At 68.8% G+C, this 24,455-nt stretch carries 20 protein-coding genes; 9 read left to right on the top strand and 11 right to left on the bottom strand.

Annotated elements, in window-relative coordinates:
• Positions 1-20: 20 nt before the first annotated feature.
• Positions 21-770, top strand: a complete 750-nt coding sequence (locus ABD283_RS03385; RefSeq protein ID WP_344223613.1) for a TSUP family transporter — start codon at positions 21-23, stop codon at positions 768-770.
• Positions 771-837: 67 nt separating this feature from the next.
• On the opposite strand, the gene ABD283_RS03380 is transcribed toward ABD283_RS03385, so the two are convergent.
• Both ABD283_RS03380 and ABD283_RS03375 read right to left on the bottom strand, forming a co-directional pair.
• Positions 838-2,046: an MFS transporter gene (locus tag ABD283_RS03380; protein WP_344223612.1), complete on the bottom strand. Its 1,209-nt coding sequence runs from the start codon at positions 2,044-2,046 to the stop codon at positions 838-840.
• Positions 2,043-2,654: a GntR family transcriptional regulator gene (locus tag ABD283_RS03375; protein WP_315276512.1), complete on the bottom strand. Its 612-nt coding sequence runs from the start codon at positions 2,652-2,654 to the stop codon at positions 2,043-2,045. Before ABD283_RS03375 ends, ABD283_RS03380 begins: the two co-directional genes overlap by 4 nt.
• A 124-nt stretch (positions 2,655-2,778) precedes the next feature.
• Here ABD283_RS03375 and ABD283_RS03370 point away from each other — a divergent pair, with 124 nt between their 5' ends.
• From ABD283_RS03370 to ABD283_RS03345, 6 genes are all read left to right on the top strand, one after another.
• Positions 2,779-3,816, top strand: coding sequence for a LacI family DNA-binding transcriptional regulator (locus ABD283_RS03370; RefSeq protein ID WP_344223610.1), 1,038 nt, complete (start codon positions 2,779-2,781; stop codon positions 3,814-3,816).
• Positions 3,817-3,877: 61 nt separating this feature from the next.
• Positions 3,878-5,287, top strand: coding sequence for a glucuronate isomerase (gene uxaC / locus ABD283_RS03365; protein ID WP_344223609.1), 1,410 nt, complete (start codon positions 3,878-3,880; stop codon positions 5,285-5,287).
• Entirely contained in the window at positions 5,284-6,708 is a 1,425-nt protein-coding gene (locus ABD283_RS03360) for a mannitol dehydrogenase family protein (RefSeq protein WP_344223608.1), read from the top strand. The genes uxaC and ABD283_RS03360 overlap by 4 nt, the downstream gene beginning before the upstream one ends.
• Before the next feature lie 262 nt (positions 6,709-6,970).
• Positions 6,971-8,503: a glycoside-pentoside-hexuronide (GPH):cation symporter gene (locus ABD283_RS03355; protein ID WP_344223607.1), complete on the top strand. Its 1,533-nt coding sequence runs from the start codon at positions 6,971-6,973 to the stop codon at positions 8,501-8,503.
• Between the two features lie 41 nt (positions 8,504-8,544).
• Positions 8,545-9,774, top strand: coding sequence for a D-mannonate dehydratase ManD (gene manD, locus ABD283_RS03350; protein ID WP_344223606.1), 1,230 nt, complete (start codon positions 8,545-8,547; stop codon positions 9,772-9,774).
• Positions 9,771-10,319 carry a gluconokinase gene (locus tag ABD283_RS03345; protein ID WP_344223605.1) on the top strand — a complete coding sequence of 183 codons (549 nt, stop codon included), beginning with the start codon at positions 9,771-9,773 and terminating at the stop codon, positions 10,317-10,319. Before manD ends, ABD283_RS03345 begins: the two co-directional genes overlap by 4 nt.
• A 167-nt stretch (positions 10,320-10,486) precedes the next feature.
• Here ABD283_RS03345 and rlmC read toward each other — a convergent pair whose 3' ends face one another.
• A complete protein-coding gene (gene rlmC / locus ABD283_RS03340; protein WP_344223604.1) occupies positions 10,487-11,626 on the bottom strand; it encodes a 23S rRNA (uracil(747)-C(5))-methyltransferase RlmC in 1,140 nt (379 codons plus the stop codon).
• 124 nt (positions 11,627-11,750) lie between these two features.
• Here rlmC and ABD283_RS03335 point away from each other — a divergent pair, with 124 nt between their 5' ends.
• Both ABD283_RS03335 and ABD283_RS03330 read left to right on the top strand, forming a co-directional pair.
• A complete protein-coding gene (locus ABD283_RS03335) occupies positions 11,751-12,704 on the top strand; it encodes a serine/threonine-protein kinase (RefSeq protein WP_344223603.1) in 954 nt (317 codons plus the stop codon).
• 215 nt (positions 12,705-12,919) lie between these two features.
• Positions 12,920-14,671 carry an alpha/beta hydrolase gene (locus ABD283_RS03330; protein ID WP_344223602.1) on the top strand — a complete coding sequence of 584 codons (1,752 nt, stop codon included), beginning with the start codon at positions 12,920-12,922 and terminating at the stop codon, positions 14,669-14,671.
• Positions 14,672-14,833: 162 nt separating this feature from the next.
• Here the strand turns inward: ABD283_RS03330 and ABD283_RS03325 are convergent, their stop codons facing one another.
• From ABD283_RS03325 to ABD283_RS03290, 8 genes are all read right to left on the bottom strand, one after another.
• Positions 14,834-17,611, bottom strand: a complete 2,778-nt coding sequence (locus ABD283_RS03325) for a glycoside hydrolase family 2 protein (RefSeq protein ID WP_344223601.1) — start codon at positions 17,609-17,611, stop codon at positions 14,834-14,836.
• Positions 17,608-18,717 carry a DUF1839 family protein gene (locus tag ABD283_RS03320; protein WP_344223600.1) on the bottom strand — a complete coding sequence of 370 codons (1,110 nt, stop codon included), beginning with the start codon at positions 18,715-18,717 and terminating at the stop codon, positions 17,608-17,610. Before ABD283_RS03320 ends, ABD283_RS03325 begins: the two co-directional genes overlap by 4 nt.
• Positions 18,714-19,655: a class-II aminoacyl-tRNA synthetase family protein gene (locus ABD283_RS03315; RefSeq protein WP_167318905.1), complete on the bottom strand. Its 942-nt coding sequence runs from the start codon at positions 19,653-19,655 to the stop codon at positions 18,714-18,716. The genes ABD283_RS03320 and ABD283_RS03315 overlap by 4 nt, the downstream gene beginning before the upstream one ends.
• Positions 19,652-20,857, bottom strand: a complete 1,206-nt coding sequence (locus ABD283_RS03310; protein ID WP_344223599.1) for an acyl-CoA dehydrogenase family protein — start codon at positions 20,855-20,857, stop codon at positions 19,652-19,654. Before ABD283_RS03310 ends, ABD283_RS03315 begins: the two co-directional genes overlap by 4 nt.
• Positions 20,850-21,104 carry an acyl carrier protein gene (locus ABD283_RS03305; RefSeq protein ID WP_064845610.1) on the bottom strand — a complete coding sequence of 85 codons (255 nt, stop codon included), beginning with the start codon at positions 21,102-21,104 and terminating at the stop codon, positions 20,850-20,852. Before ABD283_RS03305 ends, ABD283_RS03310 begins: the two co-directional genes overlap by 8 nt.
• Before the next feature lie 82 nt (positions 21,105-21,186).
• Positions 21,187-21,642, bottom strand: coding sequence for a holo-ACP synthase (locus ABD283_RS03300; RefSeq protein WP_344223598.1), 456 nt, complete (start codon positions 21,640-21,642; stop codon positions 21,187-21,189).
• Positions 21,639-22,784, bottom strand: a complete 1,146-nt coding sequence (locus ABD283_RS03295) for an alpha/beta hydrolase (RefSeq protein WP_344223597.1) — start codon at positions 22,782-22,784, stop codon at positions 21,639-21,641. Before ABD283_RS03295 ends, ABD283_RS03300 begins: the two co-directional genes overlap by 4 nt.
• On the bottom strand, positions 22,772-24,445 hold the full coding sequence (locus tag ABD283_RS03290) for a hypothetical protein (protein ID WP_344223596.1): 1,674 nt from the start codon (positions 24,443-24,445) through the stop codon (positions 22,772-22,774). Before ABD283_RS03290 ends, ABD283_RS03295 begins: the two co-directional genes overlap by 13 nt.
• Between the last annotated feature and the right edge of the window lie 10 nt (positions 24,446-24,455).

Genomic DNA, 24,455 nt, shown 5'->3' with positions numbered 1-24,455 from the left:
TTGTCGTTAGAAAGTTCCCCATGCTCATCCTCACCGCCGCTCTTGTTGCTGTCCTGGTCGGCAGCATCCTGCAACGGGTCTCGGGTACCGGCGTGGGGCTGGTCGTGGCTCCGGTGTTGTCGCTGCTGATGGGCCCGGCCACGGGCGTGCTGGTGACCAACGCGGCCACGGTGTGCTCGGGTTTCATGATCACGTTGTCCGTGCGGCGGATGGTCGAGTGGAAACACGCGGCCATCCTGATCGCTGCGGCCCTTCCCGGGGTCATCCTCGGGGCGCTCGTGGTCAGTTGGGTCTCTGCCGAGTGGCTTCAGATCGGTGTGGGTGCGGTAGTGCTCCTGGCCTTGGCCATCACCAAGTTCTCCCGCAGTACGGGTGACGTGAAACAGCGGAAAGCCGTTGTCCCGGCCGGTCTGATCGGCGGATTCTTCAACTCCACGGCGGGCGTCGCGGCTCCGGCAATGGTCGTGTACTCACGCATCACCAATTGGGATCAGCTGCGATTCGCCGCCACCATGCAACCGGTGTTCATGTCCCTGGGTGCATTGTCCGTGGGCTCCAAACTGATTGCGGGTGTGCCGTTCGTGCTCCCGGTCCCGGTGTTTGTGGCGTTCGGCTCCCTCATTGCCACGATCTTCGTGGGCATCACCGTTGGCACGTGGCTCTCGCATCGGATGGACAAGGCCGCGGCATCCAAACTGGCGATGACGCTGGCGGCGGTGGGCGGCGTCGTCGTTATGGTGCGAGGCGCGCTGGCTCTGATCCTGGCGTGACGGTATAAGGTTCCCTAGTACCAAATCCGAGGCGGAAATCGGGGATAGGGAACCACACATCGGCCCGCTACCGCCGGGCCGGCAGCTCGCGCACCTCGTGCCGCTTGCCGTAGGCCATGATGCCCAGGCAGACGACGGCGATCACCGCGCCCGAAAGGAACAGCCACGGGTAGGTGGTGACCTCGGAGATCACGGCGAGGACCATGGGCACGAAGAAGCCGATGTACGTCAGGGAGTAGAAGACGGCGGTGAGCCCGGCCAGGTCGTCCACGCGGGCAATGCGCTGGACCTCTTGCAAGCCGGAGACCAGCACCAGGCCATAGCCGCAGCCCAGGATGGCCGCAGAAATCAGCACGACCGGCAGGAACAGCGTGGCGGATGCGAAGACGGCGCTGAGCATGCCGATGACCACGGCGATCATGCCAACCACCAGGGAACGGATGGAGCCGTCGCGGTCCAGTCGCTTGCCCAGCGGCTGGATGAAGAAGCCGAAGGTCAGGCACACCAGGCACAACAGGCCCGAGAAGGCGATGCCGTAGTCGGGCCCCACGACCTCCGCCATGAGGGCCGGAAGGATCGCGTAGCCAGAGGCCGCACAGCCGAAGACCCACGGGGCCGACGGTGCCACCACGAACCAGAAGCGATGCTGCTTGGCCGCCGGGATCTTCAGATCGGACCACAGGGAACCGATGTGGCGACCCGTGGTACGCGTCTCCGGCGCACCGGCCACGAGGAACACTGTGGAGATGCAGATCAAAATGTTGATCAGGTAGGGCAGCACCGTTTGCAACGGAGCGAACTGGGCCAGCGTGGCAGCCACTGCGGCACCCAGGGCAAAGCCCGCGGTCAAGGACAGCGAGGCTCGGCGCGCGCCGGACACCTTCTCCGGCTCAGGTTCGTACGGACGCCCGGAGAGTTCCTTGACCCAGGAGGTGCCCACCGCCATGCCCAATCCGAGAGCCACGCCGGACAGAACCCGACCGATGAACAGCACCGTGAGGCTGCCCGAGCCCAGGGCCAACAGCCCGCTGCCCAGCATCGCGATGATGGGGGCGGGAATCATCAGTGCCCTGCGGCCATGCCGGTCCGAGAGCGGACCACCGATCAGCAGCGCGGGAACGATACCCAGCACGTATGCCGCCAGGAGCATGTCCACGGCAACCTGATCGAAACCCTCCACGTGGCGGTACATCACCAGCAGCGGCGTGAATTCGTTACCGCCCCAGGCCACCGCGAATAAACCGGCGGCCACCCGTGTCCAGGGTTTGATCCTCATTCAACAATTCCTTCGTAGACGTGACGCAGGTGATCCGACAGCAGCTCTCGCACTCGCTCCGCGTCACCGTTTTCAACGGCGCGGACGATCTCGCGATGCTGATCCAGAATCTCGGAGGCCTTGTCGTCCACGGTTCGAACGGCCGTGGCGATCAGGCGCATCTGCCGGTCGCGCAGCCCCGAGTAAAAGGTGCTGAGCAGGGAGTTCCCAGCGGCCTCGACGATGGCCGTATGGAATGCGGCATCCAGCTCGGTGAACCGCTCCGTGCCAACTGCCTGAGATTGCTGCTCGAGCAGCCCGTTCAAGGCCGACGGCAACGCCGGGTCCCGCAGTGCCGCAGCCACGCAACCGCCTTCGACCACTCGGCGGGCTTCGATCACCTCGCGCGCTTCGGACGGCCCCACGGGAACCACCAGGGCACCCCGCTTGGGGTAGAGCCGCATGAGACCTTCGGCCTGCAGCCGCAGGAATGCTTCCCGGACGGGGGTGCGCGAGACGCCCAGTTCTTCCGCGACGATTCCCTCGGAGAGCAACTCCCCGTCCAGCTCGCCGGACAGGATCCGCGCTTTCGCGTGCGTGTACGCACGTTCTGCTGCGTTGGTTGGCACAGTTCTCCCCGGTCATCGGCGCTTAGATACAAGATGCATGCTAAGTGCCAGTGACCGTGATCACCAACTGGGCGGCCCGGCCAGTCCTTTGACACTCCCGCGGCAACTCATAAGAATCGAGGATATGAGCGCAGATCAGCGGGACCCCCAGGTACCTCCGGTCACTGCGCCCACTATTTACGACGTCGCTCGCCACGCGGGCGTCGCACCCTCCACCGTCTCGCGCACCTTTGCCCGCCCGGGCAGGGTCTCCTTCGACACCGCCCAAAAGGTTCGGGCCGCCGCTGAGGAGCTGGGCTACCGCGTCAAGTCCGCCAACCGCGCGGGACTGGACGGCGAGCGCCGCACCAAGATGATCTCGCTGATGCTCGCGGACATCTCCAACCCGGTGTTCTTCGAGCTGATCCGCGGCGCGGAGGAAGCGGCATCCGAGGCAGGCTATCTCGTGCTGCTCAACAACACGCACGAGGATGACCGCACGGAGCGGAACATCATCGAGCGCACGCTGCCCATGGTGGACGGCGTGCTGCTGACGAGTTCACGCATGTCCGACTCCGCAATCCGCATGATGGCCAAGCAGAAGCCCACGGTGGTGGCCAATCGCGCGGTGAACGGCGTGGCCTCCGTGGTCCCGGACAACGCCCGAGGGATGCGCCGTGCCGCGGAACATCTGGCTTCATGCGGCAGGCGGAATATTCTCTACGCCGCCGGCCCGGAAGCCTCCTGGTCGGACGGGATGCGCTGGCGGGCGCTGCGGGAATCCGCCCTGGAACTGGAATTGAAAGTCCACCGGATGGGTCCGTTCGAACCCACCTCGGAGGGTGGTCGCAGGGCGGCTCAGCACTGGCTCGACCACCGCGTACCCGCGGTGATCCTCTACAACGACCTCATGGCCATGGGATTCCTGCGCGAACTGCGCCAGCACAACGTTCGGATCCCGCAGGACGTGGCCGTGGTGGGTTTCGACAACGTTCAGGAACTGGACCTGATCAGCCCGTCGTTGAGTTCCGTGGCCGCACCCATGCACGCGATCGGCGCCACGGCCGTGCAGAATCTCCTGGCCATGGTTCGAGGAGCCACCCATACGGCGTCGAAACCCGTAGTGGTGCCGTCCCGGCTGGTCGTCCGCGAATCCAGCACGCTACCCGTGCAGGGCGGCTGACTCATTCAGCAACTCACGGCAACCCATTGCCTGAGCCGGTGTTCGCGGCTGGGATGGGGGTATGTCAACGTCGATAGCAGCCCATCCAGACCGATTGCTGCCGGCTGACCCGGGTACCCGGGCCATTGCCCGCAACCTTTTGAAGCAGGTCGAGGACCTGCCGATCGTCTCCCCGCACGGGCACGTGGATGCCCGGATCATCGCGGACAACACCCCGTTCCCAGATCCCACGGAACTGCTCATCAGCCCGGACCACTACGTGACCCGTCTGCTGCACGCCAATGGTGTGAACCTCTCCGACCTCAACGTGGGCAAGAGCAACGGCGCCGACCCGCGCGAGGCCTGGCGGATCTTCTGCCGCAATTGGCACCTCTACGACGGCACGGCCTCCGGCTACTGGCTGCGCTCCGAGTTCGTCAACGTGTTCGGCATCGACGACTCCAAGATCAACGAGGCCCACGCGGACGAGATCTACGACCAGCTCCAGACCATCGTGGAGCAGCCCAATTTCCGCCCACGCGAACTGTTCGAGAAGTTCAAGCTCGAGGTCATGGCCACCACGGACGACCCCCTGGATGACCTGTCGGCTCACGAACAGATCGCGGCGGACAACTCGTTTTCCGGTCGCGTACTGCCCACGTTCCGCCCGGACGCCTACGTGAAGTTCCACGGCGCGGGTTTCGCGGACAAGGCACAGAAGCTCATCGATACCGCCGGCGACGGTCTCTCCGGCTACGAGGGCTACATTCGCGCGATGGAGAACGGCCGCAAGTACTTCATCGACCGCGGTGCGGTGTCCGCCGATCACGGCACGCTCAATGCCAACACGCTGAAGCTCGATCCCGCGGAGGCCACCCTTCTGTTCGAGAAGGGCCTGCGCGGCGAAGCCACCGTGGATGAGGCCAACGCGTTCGAGGCCCACATGACCTACCAGTTTGCGCGGATGTCGGTGGAGGACGGCCTGGTCATGACCATCCACCCGGGCGTTTACCGCAACCACTCCCCCGAAACGTTCGATGAGTTCGGCGCGGACACCGGCCACGACATCCCGTTCGCCATGGAATACACCCGCGGCCTCCAGCCGCTGCTCGGGGATTTCGGCAACCGCGAGGACTTCCACTTCGTCCTGTTCACGATCGACGAGACCGTCTACTCCCGTGAGATCGCGCCACTGGCCGGCTTCTACCCGTCCGTGTACGTGGGTGCGCCGTGGTGGTTCATCGATGAACCGGACGCCATGTTCCGCTGGCGCTCGGCGATCACCGGCACCGCGGGCTTCTCGCGCTCGTCCGGGTTCATCGACGACACCCGCGCGTTCTGCTCCATTCCCGCCCGCCACGACGCCTCCCGCCGCACGGAGGCTGCCTTCCTGGCCAAGTACGTGGCCGAACACCGCATCAGTGAGGACCGCGCCACCGAGATCATCGTGGATATCATCGACGCCGCTCCCAGAAGGGTTTTCAAGCTGTGACCACCTCGAACACCACCGAACCGCGCCCCTTCAACCGCACCACCGTGGACGCGCCGCAGGCCCCGCAGCCGCGCCTGGTCCACATTGGCCTGGGCGCCTTCCACCGCGCGCACCAGCTCTGGTACACCCAGCATTCCGAGAACGACGCCGCTCGCCCCCAATGGAGCTATGCCTCCTTCTCAGGGCGTTCGGCAGATCTCGCCAACTCACTCGAAGCGCAGGACGGGCTCTACACCCTGGTGGAACGCGGTCCCGACAGTGACGAGTACGAGGTCATCAACGGCATCGTTGAGGCCCACCCCGCGGAGAACGTATCCCGGTTGTGGGAACTGCTGGCCGCACCCAGCACCGCGGTGCTCACCATTACCGTGACCGAGGCGGCCTACAACCTGGCCGAGGGCCTCGCGTTCGACGCCGCGCAGTCAGCGGTTGCCGAGGATCTCGCGTCTCTCAAGGCCGCATTCGCCGACGGCGCGTTCGGCCTCTCCGAGGTGGGCGTCCCGGCCACGATGGCCGGCAAGGTGGTCGTGGGACTGGCCGAGCGACGTCGTCAGAACGCCGGTGGCCTGGCCGTGGTCTCGTGCGACAACTTGTCCGCCAACGATGTGGCCGCGCACAATGCGATCCAGGGACTGGCCGCCGCCGTTGACCCGGAGCTGGGAGAGTGGGTCGAGGAGAACGTGTCCTTCGTGGCCACCTCGATCGACCGCATCACACCGCGCACCGAGGACTCGGTGCTGGCGGACGTGGCCCGGGAAACCGGCTACGCGGACCAGGTACCCGTGGTGACGGAACCGTTCCGCAGCTGGGTGCTGCAGGGCGAGTTTCCCGCGGGCCGCCCCGACTGGGAGAAAGCCGGCGCGGAGTTCGTGGACGACATCGAGCCCTTCGAGCGTCGCAAGCTGTGGTTACTCAACGGCTCCCACTCGCTCATGGCCTACACCGGCCAGTTGCGCGGTCACGCAACCGTGGCCGAGGCCATCGGGGATCCCGTGTGCCGCGCGTGGGTTGAGGAATTCTGGGACGAAGCAGCCCAGCACCTGACCACACCGGGACTCGACATCCCCGGCTACCGCGACGCGCTACTGGACCGGTTCTCCAATCCGCGCATCGCACACCACCTGGCCCAGATCGCGATGGACGGCTCCACCAAGCTGCAGATGCGCGCTGTACCGGTGCTCAAGGCTGAACGACAGGCCGGTCGCGCCGGAACCGCCGCGGCCCGGGCCATAGCCGCATGGATCGCCTACCTCGACGGCCGCACGGAGGTGTCCGATGCCCGTTCCGAACTCGTGTTGGAGGCGAGCCAGAAGCCCACGGATGAGCGAGTTCGCGCGCTCATTGCCGTACTGGATGCGGAACTCGCGCAGCAGGAGGACGTGGTGGATCAGATCAACGGATTGGTGAACGAGCTGCGTTGATCATCCGTTCTTACAGTCGACGCTGACCAGTGAAAGGTCGCACCGAGACGGCCCCGGCACGTGCCGGGGCCGTTTGGCTGTCGAGGCGACCGAGCGGCGTCGTCAAGCCACCAGGGGCGTGGCTCTGGCAACTCCCGGAAACCACGCGTGCTCCCCGGCCCCGCGGGTGGAAGCTGGGTGTAACCAAGGGTGAAAAACCCCTCGCTGACCTTTGAACCAGCGCCGCAGGGCGCGGATCGGCACACAGGCAAAGGAGCCTTAAATGTCAGTCCCAGCAACATCGCAAATACCGGCGATCAACAAACCGCACCTCAAGCCCAAGACCCTCTTCGGTTACGGCCTGGGCGACGCCGGATGCAACATCGCCTTCCAGATGACCGGCCTGTTCCTCTTGCTCTTCTACACCAACGTGGTGGGCATTCGTGCAGATCACGCGGGTGTGATCCTCATGATCGTGAAGGTCTGGGACGCGTTCGCGGACCTGTTCGCCGGTCGCATGGTGGACCGCACCATGACTCGCTGGGGCAAGTTCCGCCCGTTCCTGATCTGGTACTCGATCCCGCTGTTGCTCTCCAACCTGCTGTGCTTCTGGATCCCCGTGGACGGCTACGGTGCCAAGCTGGCGTGGGCCACCATCAGCTACGCGCTCATGGGTCTGCTCTACTCGATGGTCAACATTCCGTACGGCTCGCTGGCCGGCGCGATGAGCCAGAATCCCGTGGACCGTTCCCGTTTGGCCTCGGCCCGCATGGTCGGCTCCGGTGCGACCATTCTGCTGCTCTCCCTGTTCCTGGCACCGCGCATCAAGGGCGCAGAAAACCTGGCCGCGACCTTCCTGATCACCGCTGTGGCGTTCGTGATCATCGGTGCGCTGTTCTTCTTCACCACGTTCGCGACCTCCAAGGAAGTCGTGTACCGCGAGGTCGAACGTGTGACGCTCAAGGAAACCATTGCGACCGTTCGTCAGAACGGTCCGCTGATCCGCCTGTGCAGTTCGTCCCTCTTGTACCTGATCGCGCAGAACGTGATCGGTGCGCTGACCATTTACCTGTCCACCTACGTGCTGACCCGCTACTCAGAAGCCGGATGGGTGGCCACCATTTCCATCGTCATCACCACGGGCGCAGTGCTTTACGTGGGTCCGTTCGGCCCCACCGTGACCCGTGTGCTCGGTAAGAAGCGCGGCTTCATGTACGCGGCTGTTCTGGCAGCCGTTGGTGGCGTGTTGTTCTCCCTCAGCAACTTCCTCTGGTACTCCTTCGCACTGAGCCTGCTGGGCCTGTTCTTCATGGGCGTGGGCATGGGCATCCTCAACACCATGACCTGGGCCCTGGAAGCAGACACCGTGGAGTACGGCGAGTACAAGACCGGCATTCGCACCGAAGGTGCCACCTACTCTGCGTTCTCCTTCACCCGCAAGGTGGGCCAAGCAGTGGGCGTGGCCGTGGCCGGTTACATCCTGACGTGGAGCGGATTTGACGCAGCCAACACCGTTCAGTCCGAGGACACCGTTCGCGGTATGGCATTGGGCGCCGGACTGGTTCCTGCCGTGATCTTCCTGGGTGCCATGCTGATCATGGCTGCTTACCCCCTGACCGAAGCCAAGTTCAAGGACATCATGAAGTCCATCGAGGCCAACCGTCAGCTGCGTCATGAACAGTTGCAGCACGGTGACATCCCCAACTCCGTTCCCACCCGTGAGGACCGCGTGGGCCCCACCGCTCGCGACTCCCACCCCATGACCACCCAGTCCCCCGTTGTCCCGCCCAAGGATGACGACGCGCCGTCGGCCTAGAAACCGACGACAACCATTTGATTTCCGGAGAGGATAAATCCATGAAGATCACCTCGGCCAAGGTCATCGTGACCAGCCCCACCCGCAACTTCGTGACGCTGAAGATCACCACCGACGAGGGTATTACCGGCATCGGTGACGCCACCCTGAACGGCCGCGAGCTGTCTGTCGCCACGTACCTGTCCGACCACATCGTGCCGCTGTTGATCGACCGCGATCCCGCGAACATCGAGGACACCTGGCAGTTCCTCTACCGCTCCGGGTACTGGCGCCGCGGTCCTGTGACCATGGCGGCGATTGCCGCCGTGGACATGGCCCTGTGGGACATCAAGGGCAAAGTGGCCGGCATGCCGGTGTACCAGTTGCTCGGCGGCGCGTCCCGCCGCGGCCTGGCGACCTACGGGCACGCCTCCGGCCGCGACACCGAGGAGATCTTCGACTCGATCCGCTCCGAGCAGGAACACGGCTACACTGCCATTCGCGTGCAGTCCTCCGTCCCGGGCATCACCGCCCTGTACGGTGTGGCTGCCCAGTCGCAGTCCTCCGGCGAGCGCTACGACTACGAACCCGCTCAGCGCGCAGCCCTGCCCGCAGAGGAAGATTGGGACACCCGTGCGTACATGCGCCACATCCCCTCGGTCTTCGAGGCCGTGCGCAACGAGTTCGGCCCGGAGTTGCCGCTGCTCCACGATGGTCACCACCGCATGACGCCCATTCAGGCGGCCAAGCTCGGCAAGTCGCTGGAGCCCTACGATCTGTTCTGGCTCGAGGACTGCACCCCGGCCGAGAACCAGGACGCTCTGCGCCTGGTCCGCCAGCACACCACCCAGCCGCTGGCCATTGGCGAGGTCTTCAACACCATTTGGGACATCAAGGACCTGATTTCCGAGCAGCTCATCGACTACGTGCGTTGTGCCTCCACGCACTTCGGTGGCATCTCTCCGCTGAAGAAGGTCATGGATTACGCCGCGATGTACCAGGTCAAGTCCGGTTTCCATGGCCCCACGGATGTGTCCCCGGTGGGCTTCGCCGCCCAGATGCACGTGGGCATGGCCATCCACAACTTCGGCCTGCAGGAGTACATGCCGCACTCGGAGAAGACCAACCAGGTCTTCCTGCAGAACATGACGTTCGAGAACGGCCTGCTGCACCCCTCCGACACCCCGGGACTCGGCGTGGAGATCGACGAGGACGAGGCGGAGAAGTACGAATACGCCAACGCCTACCTGCCGTACAACCGCCTTGCCGACGGCACGGTCCACGACTGGTGAGCCCCGCCGTGACGTCGCTCAACAAGGTGGAACCGCTCGTGGTGGTCATGGGTGTGTCGGGGTCAGGCAAAACGACCATCGGAACCCTCGTAGCCCACGAGCTGGGAGTGGAGTTCATCGACGGTGACAGCCTGCACCCCATCGAGAACGTGCAGAAGATGGCCTCCGGCACCCCTCTCAACGATGACGACCGGTGGCCCTGGCTCGAGATCGTGGGCCGCACACTGCACGAGCGGGGTGAACAGCACGAGGGCATGGTGATCGCGTGCTCCGCGCTCAAGCGCAAGTACCGGGAACGGATCCGCTCGCAAGCGCCGTCGGCGTTGTTCCTGCACCTGGACGGGTCCGTGGCGGTGCTGACCCGGCGGATCGAGGGCCGCAGCGGGCACTTCATGCCGGCCACGCTGTTGCAGTCCCAGCTGGACACCCTCGAGCCGCTCGCGCAGGAGGAGGGCGGCTACAAGCTCGACATCGATCAGTCCGTGCCGGACATGGTGAACGAGGCGGTGACCAAGCTGCGGGCCATCGCGGCGGCGAACTCGTAGTCCACGCCTTCGCGGTAAGCATCCGAAGCGTCCCAGGGTGCTCGACAGGGCACCCCGGGACGCTTCTTCGATGCGCGTGCCCATCCGCGATCCGGGACGACGGCGCCGGGCCCGGCGCCGTCGTCAGCCTCGTCGGGTCGCCGGCATCGAACCGGTAGTCCCGCCCCTCACCCTCTGCGCAGCAGGACCGCGACCTCGTAGTGTCCGGTGTGGGGAAACATGTCCAGCAGTCGTGCTTCCACGGGCCGCAAGGACGGCATCCGGCCCAGGTCCCGCGCGAGCGTCGTGGCGTTGCACGACGAGTACACGACATGATCCACCGATGAGTTCTCGAGCCACGCGCACAGGGACGCTTCCAGCCCGCGGCGGGGCGGGTTGACGATCGCGAGCTCCGGGGTGCCGGGCAGATCCGCGGGGGTCGCGGCGGCGTCGTCGGCGAGGAAACGCACGGAGCCCGGACCCTCATCCGGTAGCCCCATGGCGCGGGCGGTGTCCCGGGCGGAGGCCACGGCCTCGGCGGAGATCTCGGTGCCCGCGACCTCGCGCGTGGGAGCGGCGACATGCAGCGCGAAACCCCCGACCCCGCAGTACAGGTCCCACACGCTCGCCGGGTCCACCGCGTCCACCCAGTCCGCGACCTGGCGGTACAGCTGCTCCGTGACCCGTGTGTTCGTCTGGAAGAACGAGCGCGGCCGGACTCGCAGGTCGATGCCGTTGACCGGCATGATCAGCTCGCCCTGCCGCGAGAGCAGGATCTCCTCGGCGCCCTCGATCACGGCCTTGTGCTCGGGCTGGATGTTCACGGAGAGCACGTCCGCGTGCGGCACGAGCTCGCGCAGCAGATCCGTGTTGTCCCGGATCTTGGCCAGCTGCCCGGTGCTGCGCAGGACGAACCGGATCATGAGCCGCCCGTCCGGGTTCCCCGTGACGATCAGGTGTTTGAGCTCGCCGCGCCGCTTGGCCACGTCGTACGGCAACAGCCGCACCCGCGCGATGAACTCGGCGAGCGCGTGGATCGCGCGCGTCAAGGGTTCGGGGTAGAGCGGGCAGTCGCGCAGGTCGATCCCGCGGCCCCCGCGGTCCAGGATGCCTAGGGTCGGTGCGCCGACCTTCCCGGCCACGACCATCTTGGCCTTGTTGCGGAACCCCGCCTCCACAGACGCGACCGGCTCGAGCCACCGCGGCTCACCGTGTGAGTCCACGAGGTCGCGCACGAGCTGTTGTTTGCGAGCGAGCTGCCGCGCGTAGGGTACCTCGATCACCGTGCAGGATCGGCACAGGTCCCGGTCGTAATATCCGCATTCCACCCGCTCGATTCTACGACGACGCCGCACGCGCCCCTTCCCCGCTCGGGCCGCCCGCACGCTGGTAATCCCGGCGGTATCGTGACAGCGTGGCACGAACACCGCCCCTTCCGCCCGAGGACCTGCCATGAGCACCCCACACCCCTCCCCCGCCGCGATGCGCGGCCGCAAGGACCCCGCACTGGGCGTCCGCCCGGTGGACTACACCTCGTGGCGCCCTTCCGAGCGGCAAGGGGACGCGGACGCCGTCGGCGATGACTCCGAACCTCGGGCCGGAGCAGCGCCGGACGGGACGCCTCGGTCAGGTCCCGGGCCCCGAACAGTTCCCGGCGCGGGCGGCACCCGTGCTGTTCCTGCCGTGGGCGGGGCACCCAAACCGGGCCCTGGGCCGCGCACGGTCCCCGCCGGGGAACCCACCACGCCCATCGCGTCCGAAGCACCACGCGAGCTCACGGTGGCCCCGCAGCTCGCGGAGTTCGTTCGCCTGTTGCGCGCGGGCATCACCCCCGACACCACTGCCCCCGAGCGTGCGTTCTACACCGTGGACTCCGATCTGTCGGGGGCCCCGGCGCTCGAGGTACCCGCGGACGGCGTCGTCGTACAGGGCGTGTGGGACGTGAGCGAGAGCGCGCTGCAAGCCGTCGTGGCGGACCCCGAGGACACCTGGACCGCGGACCTCGGGCGCACCGACTACTACGTGCGCGGCCGGCTGTGCGTGCAGGTGACCCGGGCGGAGCACCGCGTGGTGGGGATCTACCGCAGCGGGTGGGCGATCGCCCGGCGCCCGGACGAGACCTGGGCGGACACCCCCGACTCCCTCGAGCACACCGGCGCGAAACCCGGGGGCAGCGGCACCCGCTATCCCACCAACCGCAGGGAACTGCTCGAACGGTTGCGCGGGGCGGGCTTCGAGGTCACCACGTCCGGGCCCACCCACGGGAAGATCACCCACCCGGACGTCCCCGGTAGGTTCCTGCCGTTCTCCTCGACGCCGTCCTCGCAGCGCTATGGCCGCCACGTGACCACCGCGGTGAAGCGGGTCTTCGGGATCGACCTGCGGGACCCCGCGAAAACCCGGTAACTGCCCTAAGTACCCCCTAAAGGGAGGGCAGGCATTTCCCCTCGGGAACCCCGGAATCACGTGCCAAAGGCGTATGCTTTTGCACAGTTCACTCCGCCCGTCCCGGGGAAAATGGTTAGTCTGGGCAAAAGTTCGTCAGGGGGCAAGCGCGCCGAGGTTCTTGGGGAAGAACCGGACGCCCGCAACGGAGACACGTATTACTTGGGGGATCATTCATGCTCACGTACTCGCAGCTGCGCCGTTCCAGGCCCGGCCACCGCTCACGCGTTCGCGAGGAGGACTCCGTACGCCACGGGTGGGTGCCTGCCGGGAACCGGTGGATCGCGGTGGACGTGCACGAACCCACGGCCACCGAGCGCGGCGGGACCGTCATCATCGTGGGGTCCCCGGGACGCGATCGCGTGACCCTGACCCGCAGCATGATCCACACGGCCCGGGCGCTGGCCGCTCACGGGTGGCGTGTGGTGCGCCTCGACTGGTCCGGGACCGGTCAGAGCCCCACCGCCGAGGAAGCCGTGGACGCCGGACTGTGGGTCGACGACCTGACCACCGTCCGCGATTGGGCGAGCTCCCACGGTCCCGTCCACGGGGTGGGCTTCAGCCTGGGCGGCACCGTGCTCGCCGCCACCGGGGATCATGGCTGGGCCTCCCGGCTGGTGCTGGCCCCCGTGTCCGGTAAGCAGTGGGTGCGCCACCAGAGCGCGCTGCGCCGCATGGGCGGGCCGGACCTACCGCCCCGCGTGAGCGAGGGCACGGAACTGATGAACCTGCAGCTGTCCTCGCACGGCGCGGCCGCGCTCAAGGCGCTTCCCGAGCCCGCGGACGGTCCCGATCGTCGGATCCGCATCCTGTCCGACGAAGAAGCAGGCGCACTCCCGATCAACGTGCACCCCCGCGCGGCCGCCGTCCCCGCCCGTCTGATCGCCACCGTTCGCACCGCGCTGGACGCCGCCCCGGCCGGGACGACGCCGGATGACACCGCTCGTCCCGACGGGGACGGCCTGGTCCCCGAGCAGGAGATCACCGTGGACGTGGCCGGGACACCCGTGGTGCTGCGGCGCTCGACCAGCGGGGCCGCCCGACGCCCGGCCATCATCACCGAGCCGGTGACCCGCGACCACGACGCCCCCGGGCTGGCGTTCATCTCCCCGGGTTCGGAGGTCATGGAGGCCTCCGGCGGTCTGTGGCTGCGCACCGCGCTGCTCGCGTCCGCGCGCGGCGCCGTGTGCTTGCTTGCCGAACGCTCCGACACCGGCGAGCTCGTGCGCTCGGACATCACGCAGGACTCCAACCCGTACGCTCACCAGACGCTCACCGAATCCCGGGAACTCGTGATGCACCTGAGCGAACTCACGGACGGTCCGCTCCTGGGGGCGGGCATCTGTCTGGGCGCGTGGGGCCTGGTTGCCTCGGCCCACGAACTGCCCGCAACCGTGAGCGAACGACTCACGCTCATGGTCATCAACAACGTCGCGTGGCAGCGGGCACCGTGGCGCTACTGGCGCCAGGGCCTGCGCGGCGGCCCCCTGGCCCCCACCCTGCCCGGGCAGGACGAGGCGGCGGCAGCGCCGTCGTCCGCTCCCACCGCCGACGACGCACCCGCCGGCTCCCGCTGGGATGCCGTCCTGGCCGGGCTCAACGCCTACGTGGGGACGACGGCGCGCACCGTGGTACGCGGCACCCGTCACCGCGCCCGCAACGCGTCACCTCGGGTCAATGCGCTCGCGGCCGGGGTGGGGGTCATCGACGTCCCGCAGCCCACGCTGCGCCGGCTCACCAAGATCCCCGGACTCACGGTGGACGCGGTCTTCGGACCCGCCGATGCCAAGCACTGCGGGGTCACACCCCAGCGCCTGGGCCCGCGCAGCACGCTCACCGTCCTGGACCCGTTGGACCACTCGCTGTTCGCCACGGAATCGTGCCGCCGGATGGTGGATTACGTCCTGGCGTACGTGCCCGAGGTGTGAACCGCGGCGCGTACGGGACAGCGGGCCGATGACAACCGCCGGCAAATGACTCAGGAGCCCCGCACGGGTGGCGTTGCCAGCACGTGCGGGGCTCTCTCGTCGATACGGCTCATGGGGCCGTCATGAGGTGACGCTTCACCCGGCCCGTTGAGAGATCGTCGGCTACTCGGGCTCGGCGCCCACCGGTACCGATGGGGCGCTCAGCGCCCGCACCCGCGCGGCCGCACGACCCTCGTCGGTGAGAGCTCCGCTGACCGGAACGTGCACCGTCTCACCCGGGAGCACATGGACGTAGCCGTCCTCGGCCACGGCCCCGCGGGGCAGGTCCAGGGCCACGAATCGCGCAAGTCCGAACGCCGTCACGGCCACCGACCACTCCCCCTGTTCCGTCCTGACCCAGTGAGCGTCGAGTCCCGGATCGGGTGCATCGTTGCGTCGCGGTCCGCCGGTCAGGTGGACGTCCCGGGCGAGCACGCGACCGGAGGGGTTCACGAGCTGGGCGGACACGGCGTCGTACTCCCGCTCGCCGAAACCGTACGCGTGGTCGAGGTCCCGGAACGTACCGTCCGCGAGGTCCGCGCGGATCACGGTCTCGCCGCGCGCGGGCACCGTGACCGGGATGTCGAGGGGTTGCTGGCAGCCGCCGTGCACCGTGGCCACGGTCAGTCGCAGTGTGGCCGTGAGTGGGGTCGGGCCGTCGTTCCAGACATGGACGGGTAGTCCGTCGCCGCCGGCGGGGAGGAAGGACACGGCCACGGGCGCGCACGCCCGGCGCATCCCGTACCACGCGGCGGTGGGCCGCCCGGAAGCATCCAGGACACCCCACCCGGGCCCCGCGGCCATGGACAGCGCCGAGAGCACGAGCGCTCCCCGGCACGGCGAATCCCTGCTGCGCCACTGGGCGAAAGTCCGCTGGAACACGTGGGCGAGCGCGGCGCGCTCGTACTCGAGGCGCTCGACGTGACCCGTCCCTGCGCTGTCGGACGCGGGCTGCCCCGGGGTCGCCAGACCGGCGTCCGGATCGCTGTCCCGGTCCAGGAACAGTCGGTGGACATAGATCGCGGTGGTGTCCTCGAAGGTCCATTCCGCCCCCGGGTCGTGGGCCACACGGGCGCGCCACGCGTCCGCGGAATCCCCATCGTCCAGCGGACCGTCCGTCCCGAATTGCTCCCGCACCGCGGCGGGTTCCGGCGGCACCGCGAAGGCCAGCGCCTCCGCCGCGAACCGCACCCCGCGGGTCACCGCGTCCTCGAGCGGTCGCCCGTAGGCCCCCACCCCGAAGTAGTGGGACACGCCGTCGGCCGCGTCCGTGGGAGCGACGGTCGGCACCGACGACGCCGCCCGCTCCCCCGAGGCCTCGCCCGTCTCGTACGCGTGCTGCGCGGCGTCCAGGTCCGCGTCCGAGCACGGAGAGGACGGGACGACCACCACGTCCGCATCGGCCTCCCCGACCGCGCGGGGAACGTCCCGCAGGACCACGTCCGTGCGCCACTGCTCGGCGGGCCGGCCCGCGAGCACGGGGGCCTGGATGACCTCGGTGCCCCCGGAGATCACGACCGTGGACGGATGAGAGGCTAACCGGGAGGTGAGGTATCGGACCTCGTGGCGCAGCCCGGCGCGCCACTCGGAATCGTCCGGCGGGTCCTGAGGCCCCAGGGCCACGTCTTGCCAGACCATGAGACCCAGCTCGTCGCACGCGCGGTGGAAGTCCTCGGTCTCGTAGCACGCCGTTCCCGGGACGCGGATCATGGTGCTGCCGCCCGCGTGCAGGCGTTCCAGCACGTCACGGGTGCGCTGCGGGTCCGCGGCCACCTCGAAGGGGTCCGCACCGGCCCACACGGCACCCCTCGCGAACACGGGGACGTCATTGATCCGCAGGGCCAAACCGCGATGGTCCCGGTCCCGCGGTTCGGCACACACCGACCGGAACCCCACGGCGTACGTGCATTCCCCCTGCCCGGTGCGCACCCGCACCCGGTACAGCGGTTGCTCGCCCATCCCGTGCGGCCACCACAGCGCGGGGTCGGGCACGGTCACGTCCACGGTGAACGTTTCGCGCGATGTGGCATCGGACGCGGTCACGACGCGCTCGGCGGTCACCGGCTGCGCGTCCACCTCATAGGGAGGCTCCACGGTGATGTGTACGGTTTCACGCGCATGTTCCACCGTAGCGCCGCGGGCCACCGGAACATCCGGGTCCGCTGAGCATCCGACGCCCGCCAGCTCCGCGGCCGCGCCCGCGCTCCCGGCCGTGTCCGCGTAAAGACCCGGGGTCGTACCCGTGGCCGGGCCGAGTTCCACGGTCACGACGCCGCTACCGTCCTCCCTGACCCGCGTACGCACCGCGCGCGGTACGAGTCCGAGCGAGGGGTGGGGAGTGTCGTCGTCGTCGGCGGAAGAAAGAAGTGGGACAGCGCGCAGGCCGCCCCACGGACCCAGGACGGGCAGCGCACCGGGCCAGTCGATCGAGCCGATCAGCGGGGTGCGGCGCCACCGCAGGGAGCGGTCGGACACGAGCGGCGACAACCAGCGGGCGCGCGGCTTGCGCGGCACACTCACGGACGCCGTGGGCAGGACCCGCAGGGCGATCTCACACGGCCCGGACGGTAGCTCCACGATCACGTCCCACGGTGCGAAGGCACTATGGGACTCGTGCACGACCCGGTCCGCAACCAGCAGCTGCGCCACGGTGGCCACGCCCGTGGACATGAACCGGTGCCGACCACCGGCGGTGGTGACCCGGGTGCGGTACTCCCACACGGTGTCGGGACCGTCAGCGGCCAGCACGGTGGCCACGCGGTCCTTCCCGAGGGCGTCCCGCAGGGCACCGGACACCGTCCCCGGGACCCGCGCGGGAATCCCACGAGCGAGGGCATCGCCCGGGTCCTGCGACGGGTCGAGGCGCCGGAGCGTCCACGCGGCGTCGCGCACCCCGGTCACTCCCCCAGGCCCAGGGCCTCACGCACCGCGCGCATGCCCGCGGTGTGCCCGGCCACGAACGCCTCCGCGGACGAGTCGATGCGCGGTGTCCTGCCCGAGGCCGCCCGGGCGAGCTTGAACTGCAGGGTCTTGGCCGCACCGGCGGCGGCGTCGAACTGCTCGGCGGCCTCGATCAGCTGCTCCGCGTCCACGTCGCTCGGCCACTCCTGCGCACCGCGGGACAGGTACCGGCACGCGTGGGCGGCGAGCCCGGACGTGAGACCGGCCTGGCGCGTCGTCGCGAACGAGTACTGGTGGAAGTACTCCATGCCCCGCTCGGCGAGCACCGGGACGTGCTCCCGGATCGCGGCCACGAGCCGGTCGGCCGCCGGATCGGGGTGCGCGGAATTCCCCGCCCCAGCAACAGGAGCGCGGCGCACGTGCCCCCGCGCGATCTCCACGGCGCGCTGCCACAGCGCCTCGGGCGCCAGGGACCGGATGCCGTCCAGGCGCACGAGTTCCACGTACGGGTACGGGACCCACCCGGAACCCACACCCGTGCCCAACGCGTTGTCGAGGTCCTCCCCGTGCAGCACGTGGACACCGTCGTTGTGCAGGTAGACGAGTTCCCCCGCGACCGGATCCAGGCGCAACGGCACGATGGACGTCTTGGTATGGGCCCGCCCGTAGGACACGCCCTCGGTGTCCGGGAGGTGGTAGGCGTCCACCTCCACGATCAGGGCGTCCCCGCGGGACATCACCAGCTGCACGTGTTCAGCCAGGGGCCGCCACGTGTCGTACTCCCCCACCGTGAGGCCGTAGAGCGTCTCGAGGTCCTCCTGCCGGGGCTTGAGGAACTCCCACTGGTCCCCCAGGAAGTCCGCGCTGAACGCGGCCCCGAGCATGGGCAGCGGGTCCAACCCGAGGGTCGCGGTGAGACCGATCCACACGTCCATGTAGCAGTTCGTGGGTGACCACGGTTCCACCGGGTCGTGCAGGACGGAGCGCGGTGCGTTCGCCACGGTGAGCGACTCGCACCCGCGCACGGCCAGGACCTCGTGGCCGAAGGGCTCCCGCACGGACGCGGTATCCGCCGGCCCACCGTGGTTCCAGGTCACGGCGGTCATGGCAACCCCAGTTCCTGACGCACGGTCACGGGCCACGCGGCGGTGTCGAAACCGTGGCGCATGGCCAGGGCCAGGGCCACCCGCTCCAGACCGAAGCCGAAGCACGCGGAGTGGGCCACGGCACCGTCGGCGGTGTGCATGCTGAAAGCCTCGCCGAAGTGGTCCTCGTGCAGGTTCGCCGAGGCGATCGCCGTGGGGTGGCCCGGGTAGACCTCCGTGAGGATCTCGAACTTCAGCTGCGCCTCACGCTGACCCGCGCTGAGCAGCTTGCCCGCGCGGCCGAAGAACGGGTCGTTGGCGGTGTCCGCCTGGACCTCGAGCCCCAGGGAGCTCAGCAGGTTGGTCCCCGCCTCGAGCCACTTCTCGCGGTGCTCCCGGGCCTCCTGCGGCGTGCCCAGGCACACCGCCTCGAACATCCGGAAGGTCACGAAACGCATGGGGTCCGGGCTGGGCTCGTGGCGGTAACACTCGCCCACGAGCTCGAACACCGAGCCGTCCACCTGCGAGCCCTCGAGGTACGCGTACAAGGGGTGGCACACCGCGGGGACCAGCGCGTGGCCGGCCGGGGTGAGCTGGGCGGACCAGTCACCGTGTTCCTCGTACGTGGCGAGCAGCTCACGGTGGGCCTTGTTGTCGCCCTCGAACGCGGAGATGGTCCCGAGTAGTTGCGGGAAGGACGCGACGTAGTCGGTGCGCTCGAGCAACCGGGTCCCGTTGACCGGTGGGAAGCGCAACCGGCGCGTTCCCGCGTCCGGGGACAATCGCGCCGCGACCTTGCGGGCCGCCGCGGCGATGCCCTGCACGACGTCCTCGGCCTGCGGACCGAGCCCAATCACGCCGTCCCCGAGGGTGGGCAGGAACCAGCCGTGGGCCTCGAGGCCCTCGCGGAAGGTGTCCTGCAGCTGGGAGAGGTCCTGTGTGGTGTCCGTGGCGCTCATCGTTGCCCCCTGGAAACGAGTTGGAGTGTGGCGGTGTGGAGCAGGATGCGGTCGTTGTTGACCATGACCGAGGGCCCGATGCTGTCCCGGTACAACCGGGCCAGGCTCACGGGCGAACGATTGGCGAAAGCGGTGATGCCCACGATCACCATGGCGTCCCCCACGATCCGGCGCACTGCTTCCGCGCCCGAGACCTTGAGGGTGTTCATGGCGATCGCGAACTGCATGGACTCGGTCACGGCCGGATCGTCCCACGCGGCCTCGTAGCGGGCCACGCTCGCATGCACCACGTCCGTCATGGACTGCAGCTGCACCTCGAGTTCCGCGAGCCGCAGCGCGGACGGCGGTGTGGTCCCCGGGGTCTTACGCGCGGCCTTTTGCACCACGGACCGGGCGGTGAGCCCGGCCTGGGTAGCCATGCCCAACCACGCGGAGGCCCACAGGCAGTGGGCCGCCGGGAGCATGGTCTGCGCGGAGATCGTCTCGAACAGCACCGTGAACATGGCGTCCGCGGGCGTGGTGGCGTCCAGCTCGAAGGACTCGGAGCACGTGCCCCGCATCCCCAGGGCGTCCCAGCCACGCTGGCGGTCCAGCTGCAGGTTCTCGGCCTCGACCACCAACAGCACCTGGTCGCTCGACGCCGCGTCCTCGCTGCGCCGCGCGGTCACCAGGATCGCGTCCGCGTACGCACCGTAGGAGATCACGGGGCAGCTCTTGTGCAGGGCCACCCGACCGTCCTCGATCGGGCGCACGGCGCACGTGGAATTGCGGGTGTCCCCGCCGATCTGGGCCTCGGTCGTGGCGGAGGCCAACAACAGCCCCTCGGCGGCCACACGGCGGGTGTAGTCCCGCAGGAAGTCGGTGTCCGCGTGGCGGGTGAGGCACAGCACCTGGGAGTGGTGCATGGCCAGGATCATGGCCGTGGAGGTGCACTCCCGACCCACGCGCTCGAGCATCCGGCACAGCTCGGTGATGCTGTAGCCCAGCCCGCCGTCCGCCTCCGGGATCGGCGCGGCCAACAGGCCCTGGGCGCGGGCCTCCTCGATGGCCTCCCGCGGGAACCGGGACTCCGAGTCCACCGCGTCCGCGAACTCGCGGGCCACGGCGGCCACGGCCTCCGCGCGCGCGGCGACCCGCTCGGCCCGGTCGGTGTCCTCGGCACCCCGCTGCGGGGTGTCGGTCAGTACTGCATGATCAGTCATTGTTGATCGCCTCCACGGCCTCGGTGATGGAGTTGATGGACGTGAACGTGGCCTTGGTCAGGCGCTCCTCGGGAAACTCGATGTCGAACTCGTCCTCCAGGCCCAGCATCACGTTCACGGACGCGTGGGAGGTCATGCCTGCGCGGTACAGGTCCGCATCCGCGGCGATCGTCCCGGCGTCCTCGGACAGCTTCCCGTGCTGGCCCAGCACGGAGCGGACGGTGGTCTCGATGGCGGTGGAATCCATGGGGTGAACCTCTTTCGGTTGATGTGGTGGTTTTCGATGTCCGCGCCCCGGGTACCGGTCGGCGCGGTGGTCTGGCCTACGGTCAGGGCTGGGGTGAGCGGATGGCCAGGGCCACGGCCATCGCGAAGCCTCCGTCGTGGGACGTGCTCACGCTCCACGCCCCGAGTCCGGCGCCGCGGGCCAGGCGGGCGGCCGTGCCCCGCAGTTCCACGTGAGGGGCACCGTGGGCGTCCGAGCGGATCATGATCTGGGGCCAGGCCACGGCGTCGTCGGCGCTCGGGCGCAAGACCTTCAGCACGGCCTCCTTGGCCGCGAAGCGCCCCGCCACGGACTCCGCCGCGAGCGGGCGTCCGTCCGGACGCGTGAGGTCGGCGATCTCCTCGGGCGCGAACAGTGCCCGCAGGTACCGCTGCCCGCGCTGTGCGAGCGCTTCGGCCACGGGCGCGACCTCCTGCAGGTCGCAGCCCACGCGGGGTACGCCGACGACTCCGTCCCCTGCCTCGGTCCCGCGTGTCACGGTCACGGGCGCGCTCGTCACGACGAGCTCCGTGAGGTCACGTCCTCGAATGCCGAGGGCACCGACGGCTGGGGCGAGGCGCGCTTCACGCCCACCCGATCGGCCCAGCGCCCGAGGGCGACCGTGGCCGCGGGGGTCCAGCACGGGAACTCGTGGCCGCCGTTGCACTGGCCCGCCTGGCCGTACTCGGTGTACTGGTAATCCACTCCCTGTGACTCGAGCTCGCGCGCCATGGTCACCGTGGTGTCCTTCAGAGCGGGTTCGATGTCCCCCTCCTGGCCGTTGCCTCGGCCAGCGAAGAGTTGCACGTGGACATTCTTGAGCTCCCCGCTCCGGACCGCGGGATCGTTCGCACGCCACTGTTCCTCGGTCGTGACCGAGCCGTTGCCGAACACCGAATCGGTGCGGCCCGTGGCCTCCCGGGATCCCGTGGCGATCGTCTGCTTGGCCTCGTTCGAGGACAGGTCCAGCAACCCGGACAGGCTCACGGCCTCCCCGAAGAGATCGGGACGTTGCTCGGCGTAGCGCATGGCGCCGTACCCGCCCATCGAGTTGCCGATGATCACGCGGTGCTCGCGGTCCGCCCTGGTGGACAGGTGCTGATCCACCCACGGGACCACCTGGTCCAGGTGGAATGTCTCCCAGTTCTGCGTGAGTTCCTCCTGGGACGCCCAGTCCGAGTACCAGCCCACCTTGCCCCCGCTCACGATGACAGTGATCACGGGCAGACCCTGGGTGAGCTGCTCGGCCTGACCCGCCTCGTACCACTGCAGGGCAGGGGCCTCCGTGGCACCGCTGCCCGGGAGGAGATACACCACCGGGTACTTCTTCGCCGGGTCGTAGTCCTGCGGGGTGATCACCACCACCGAGTTGCGCCCTCCAGGGGCCTCCGCGGAGACCTGATCCGTGCTCACCGCGAGTTCCGCGGCCCGCTCCGAGAGCCCCCGCGCACCCGTCACGGTGATCCCGTGGGACGGTTGCGTGAGTTGCTGCGGGTCCGCGAAACCCACCCGGGACAGCGCGGCGTCGTCGAACCCCAGGCTCTCACCGGAGGAGGACGGCGCGTGGTCGCCGGACCCGCCGGCCGCGCAGCCGCTCAGCAGTACGGCCGTGAGGGCGCACCCGGCGAGCGCGCGGGCGCTGCGTGTTCTCAGACGGCGCACGGGACGACCACCTCGGCGGGTGAGGGGCTCAGGCCCAGGGCGGCGTCCACGATCTCGAGGGCCGTGAGGCGTGAGGCGTGGGCCTGGAGGGAGTGGTCCAGGGCGGGCACGTGGGCCACCCTGATCCGGCGACCCTGGCGCTGCAACCGGGCCAGACCCTCCTCCCCGCGTTCCTGCTGGAAAAGCAGACCGTCCTCCGGCCCGAAGTAGAACGTGACCTCGGCGCCCCGGGACGCGTACTCCATGACCACCTCGGGAACGTTGGGGATGTTGCGCCGGCCCAGCACGAGCCACACGATATACGGCATGCGGCGGCGCACCCGGTCCTTGGCGCGCGTGCGCCAGCTCGTGGTGACCTCCACGTCGCTCATGGTGCGCAGCTGTTCCAGCACGGCGTCCACGTCCCAGTTGCGATAGAGCTTGTCGTAGTAGCTCTCCGCCGCGCGCCACGCCACGTTGTTGAGCACCACGCGGGTGGTCATGGCGCTCGTGGGCGGGGCCATGGCGACCAGCCAGCCGCCCACGCACAGCCCCACCCCGGTGACCTTCTCCCCGGTGCGCTCGGCCAGCCACGCGGCACCCAGGTCCAGGTCCGCCACGCCCTGCCCCGTGTAAGGGTTGATGTCCTTGACCTCGTCCAGGCCAGCGGCGTCACCGCAGTGGTGACGCTCGATGCGCAGCGCGGGGACACCGCGCGCGGCGAGTCGGCGTGCCTGCACGGTCCACAGTCCCGTGGGCCCGTCCTTGGGGTCCGCGGACGGCGGTGCGAGCACCACCGCGCCGGCCCCGGTGCCGTCGCGGCCCACGGGATGGGTGTAGGAGGCCGGCAAGTGGTCCGGGCCCAGCTCCAGCAGGTCCTCCTGGACCTCCGCGCCGAACTCCGCCACATGGAAGCACGCGGTCGTCGTGGGACGCCAGCCGCTCACGTCCACCCAATCCTCCCTGTGGGACGTGGTGGGGACGGAATCGTCCAGTCGACCCACGAGGGCGGCGATCGCCTCCGGGCTCGCCTTCGCGTAGATCGCGGCCACGCCGTATAACTTCTTGGCGATGCGCCGGTCCTCCTCGCGCACCGTGATCAGACCCGGGGTCTTCATCTTGCGGGGATCCGGTAGGGCGCGGATGGCCGCGGCTTCGGCGTCGGTGAAGTGTGCGCCGCCGATCTCCACGCCGTCGGGGACCTCGGGCGGCAGGATCAACCCGCTCGTGCGCCGCAGGCCCGTGTACTGGCGCATGTAGACGGCGCCCGAGACCGGTTCCCACAGCACGCGCCGATCGAACGGCAGGGGTGAGGTCGCGAGCACACCCGCACCGATGCGCAGCCCGATCCCGTGCACGGGCAGATCAGGTCCTACGAGCTCCCGCGCGGCACGGTGGGCCACCGCGAGGTCCTCGTGCCACACCTCGAGCGGGTTGCTCAGGGCCGGACGCGCACCGGATTCGGAGGTCCCGCTCCACGCCAGGCGGATCACGAGCCACCCGGATTCCGCGGCGCGCGCGGCCACGAGGCGCATGCTGCGGTGACTCACGACCTCCTCGCGCGCCAAGGCCGGCGCCACGATCACGGCGCCGCGCACACGATCGTCCGCGGGGCCGTGGACCCACGCGTGGATGGTGTGGTCGTGGTCCGTCAAGAAAGTTGCCTGCCCGGCAATACGCATGAAATCTCCC

The organism is Kocuria atrinae (assembly GCF_039531425.1).
In the GTDB taxonomy this organism is placed as follows: Bacteria; Actinomycetota; Actinomycetes; order Actinomycetales; family Micrococcaceae; genus Kocuria; species Kocuria atrinae.
The sequence above is the reverse complement of the archived record's forward strand: the minus strand, read 5'-3'. Positions and strand labels throughout refer to the sequence as shown.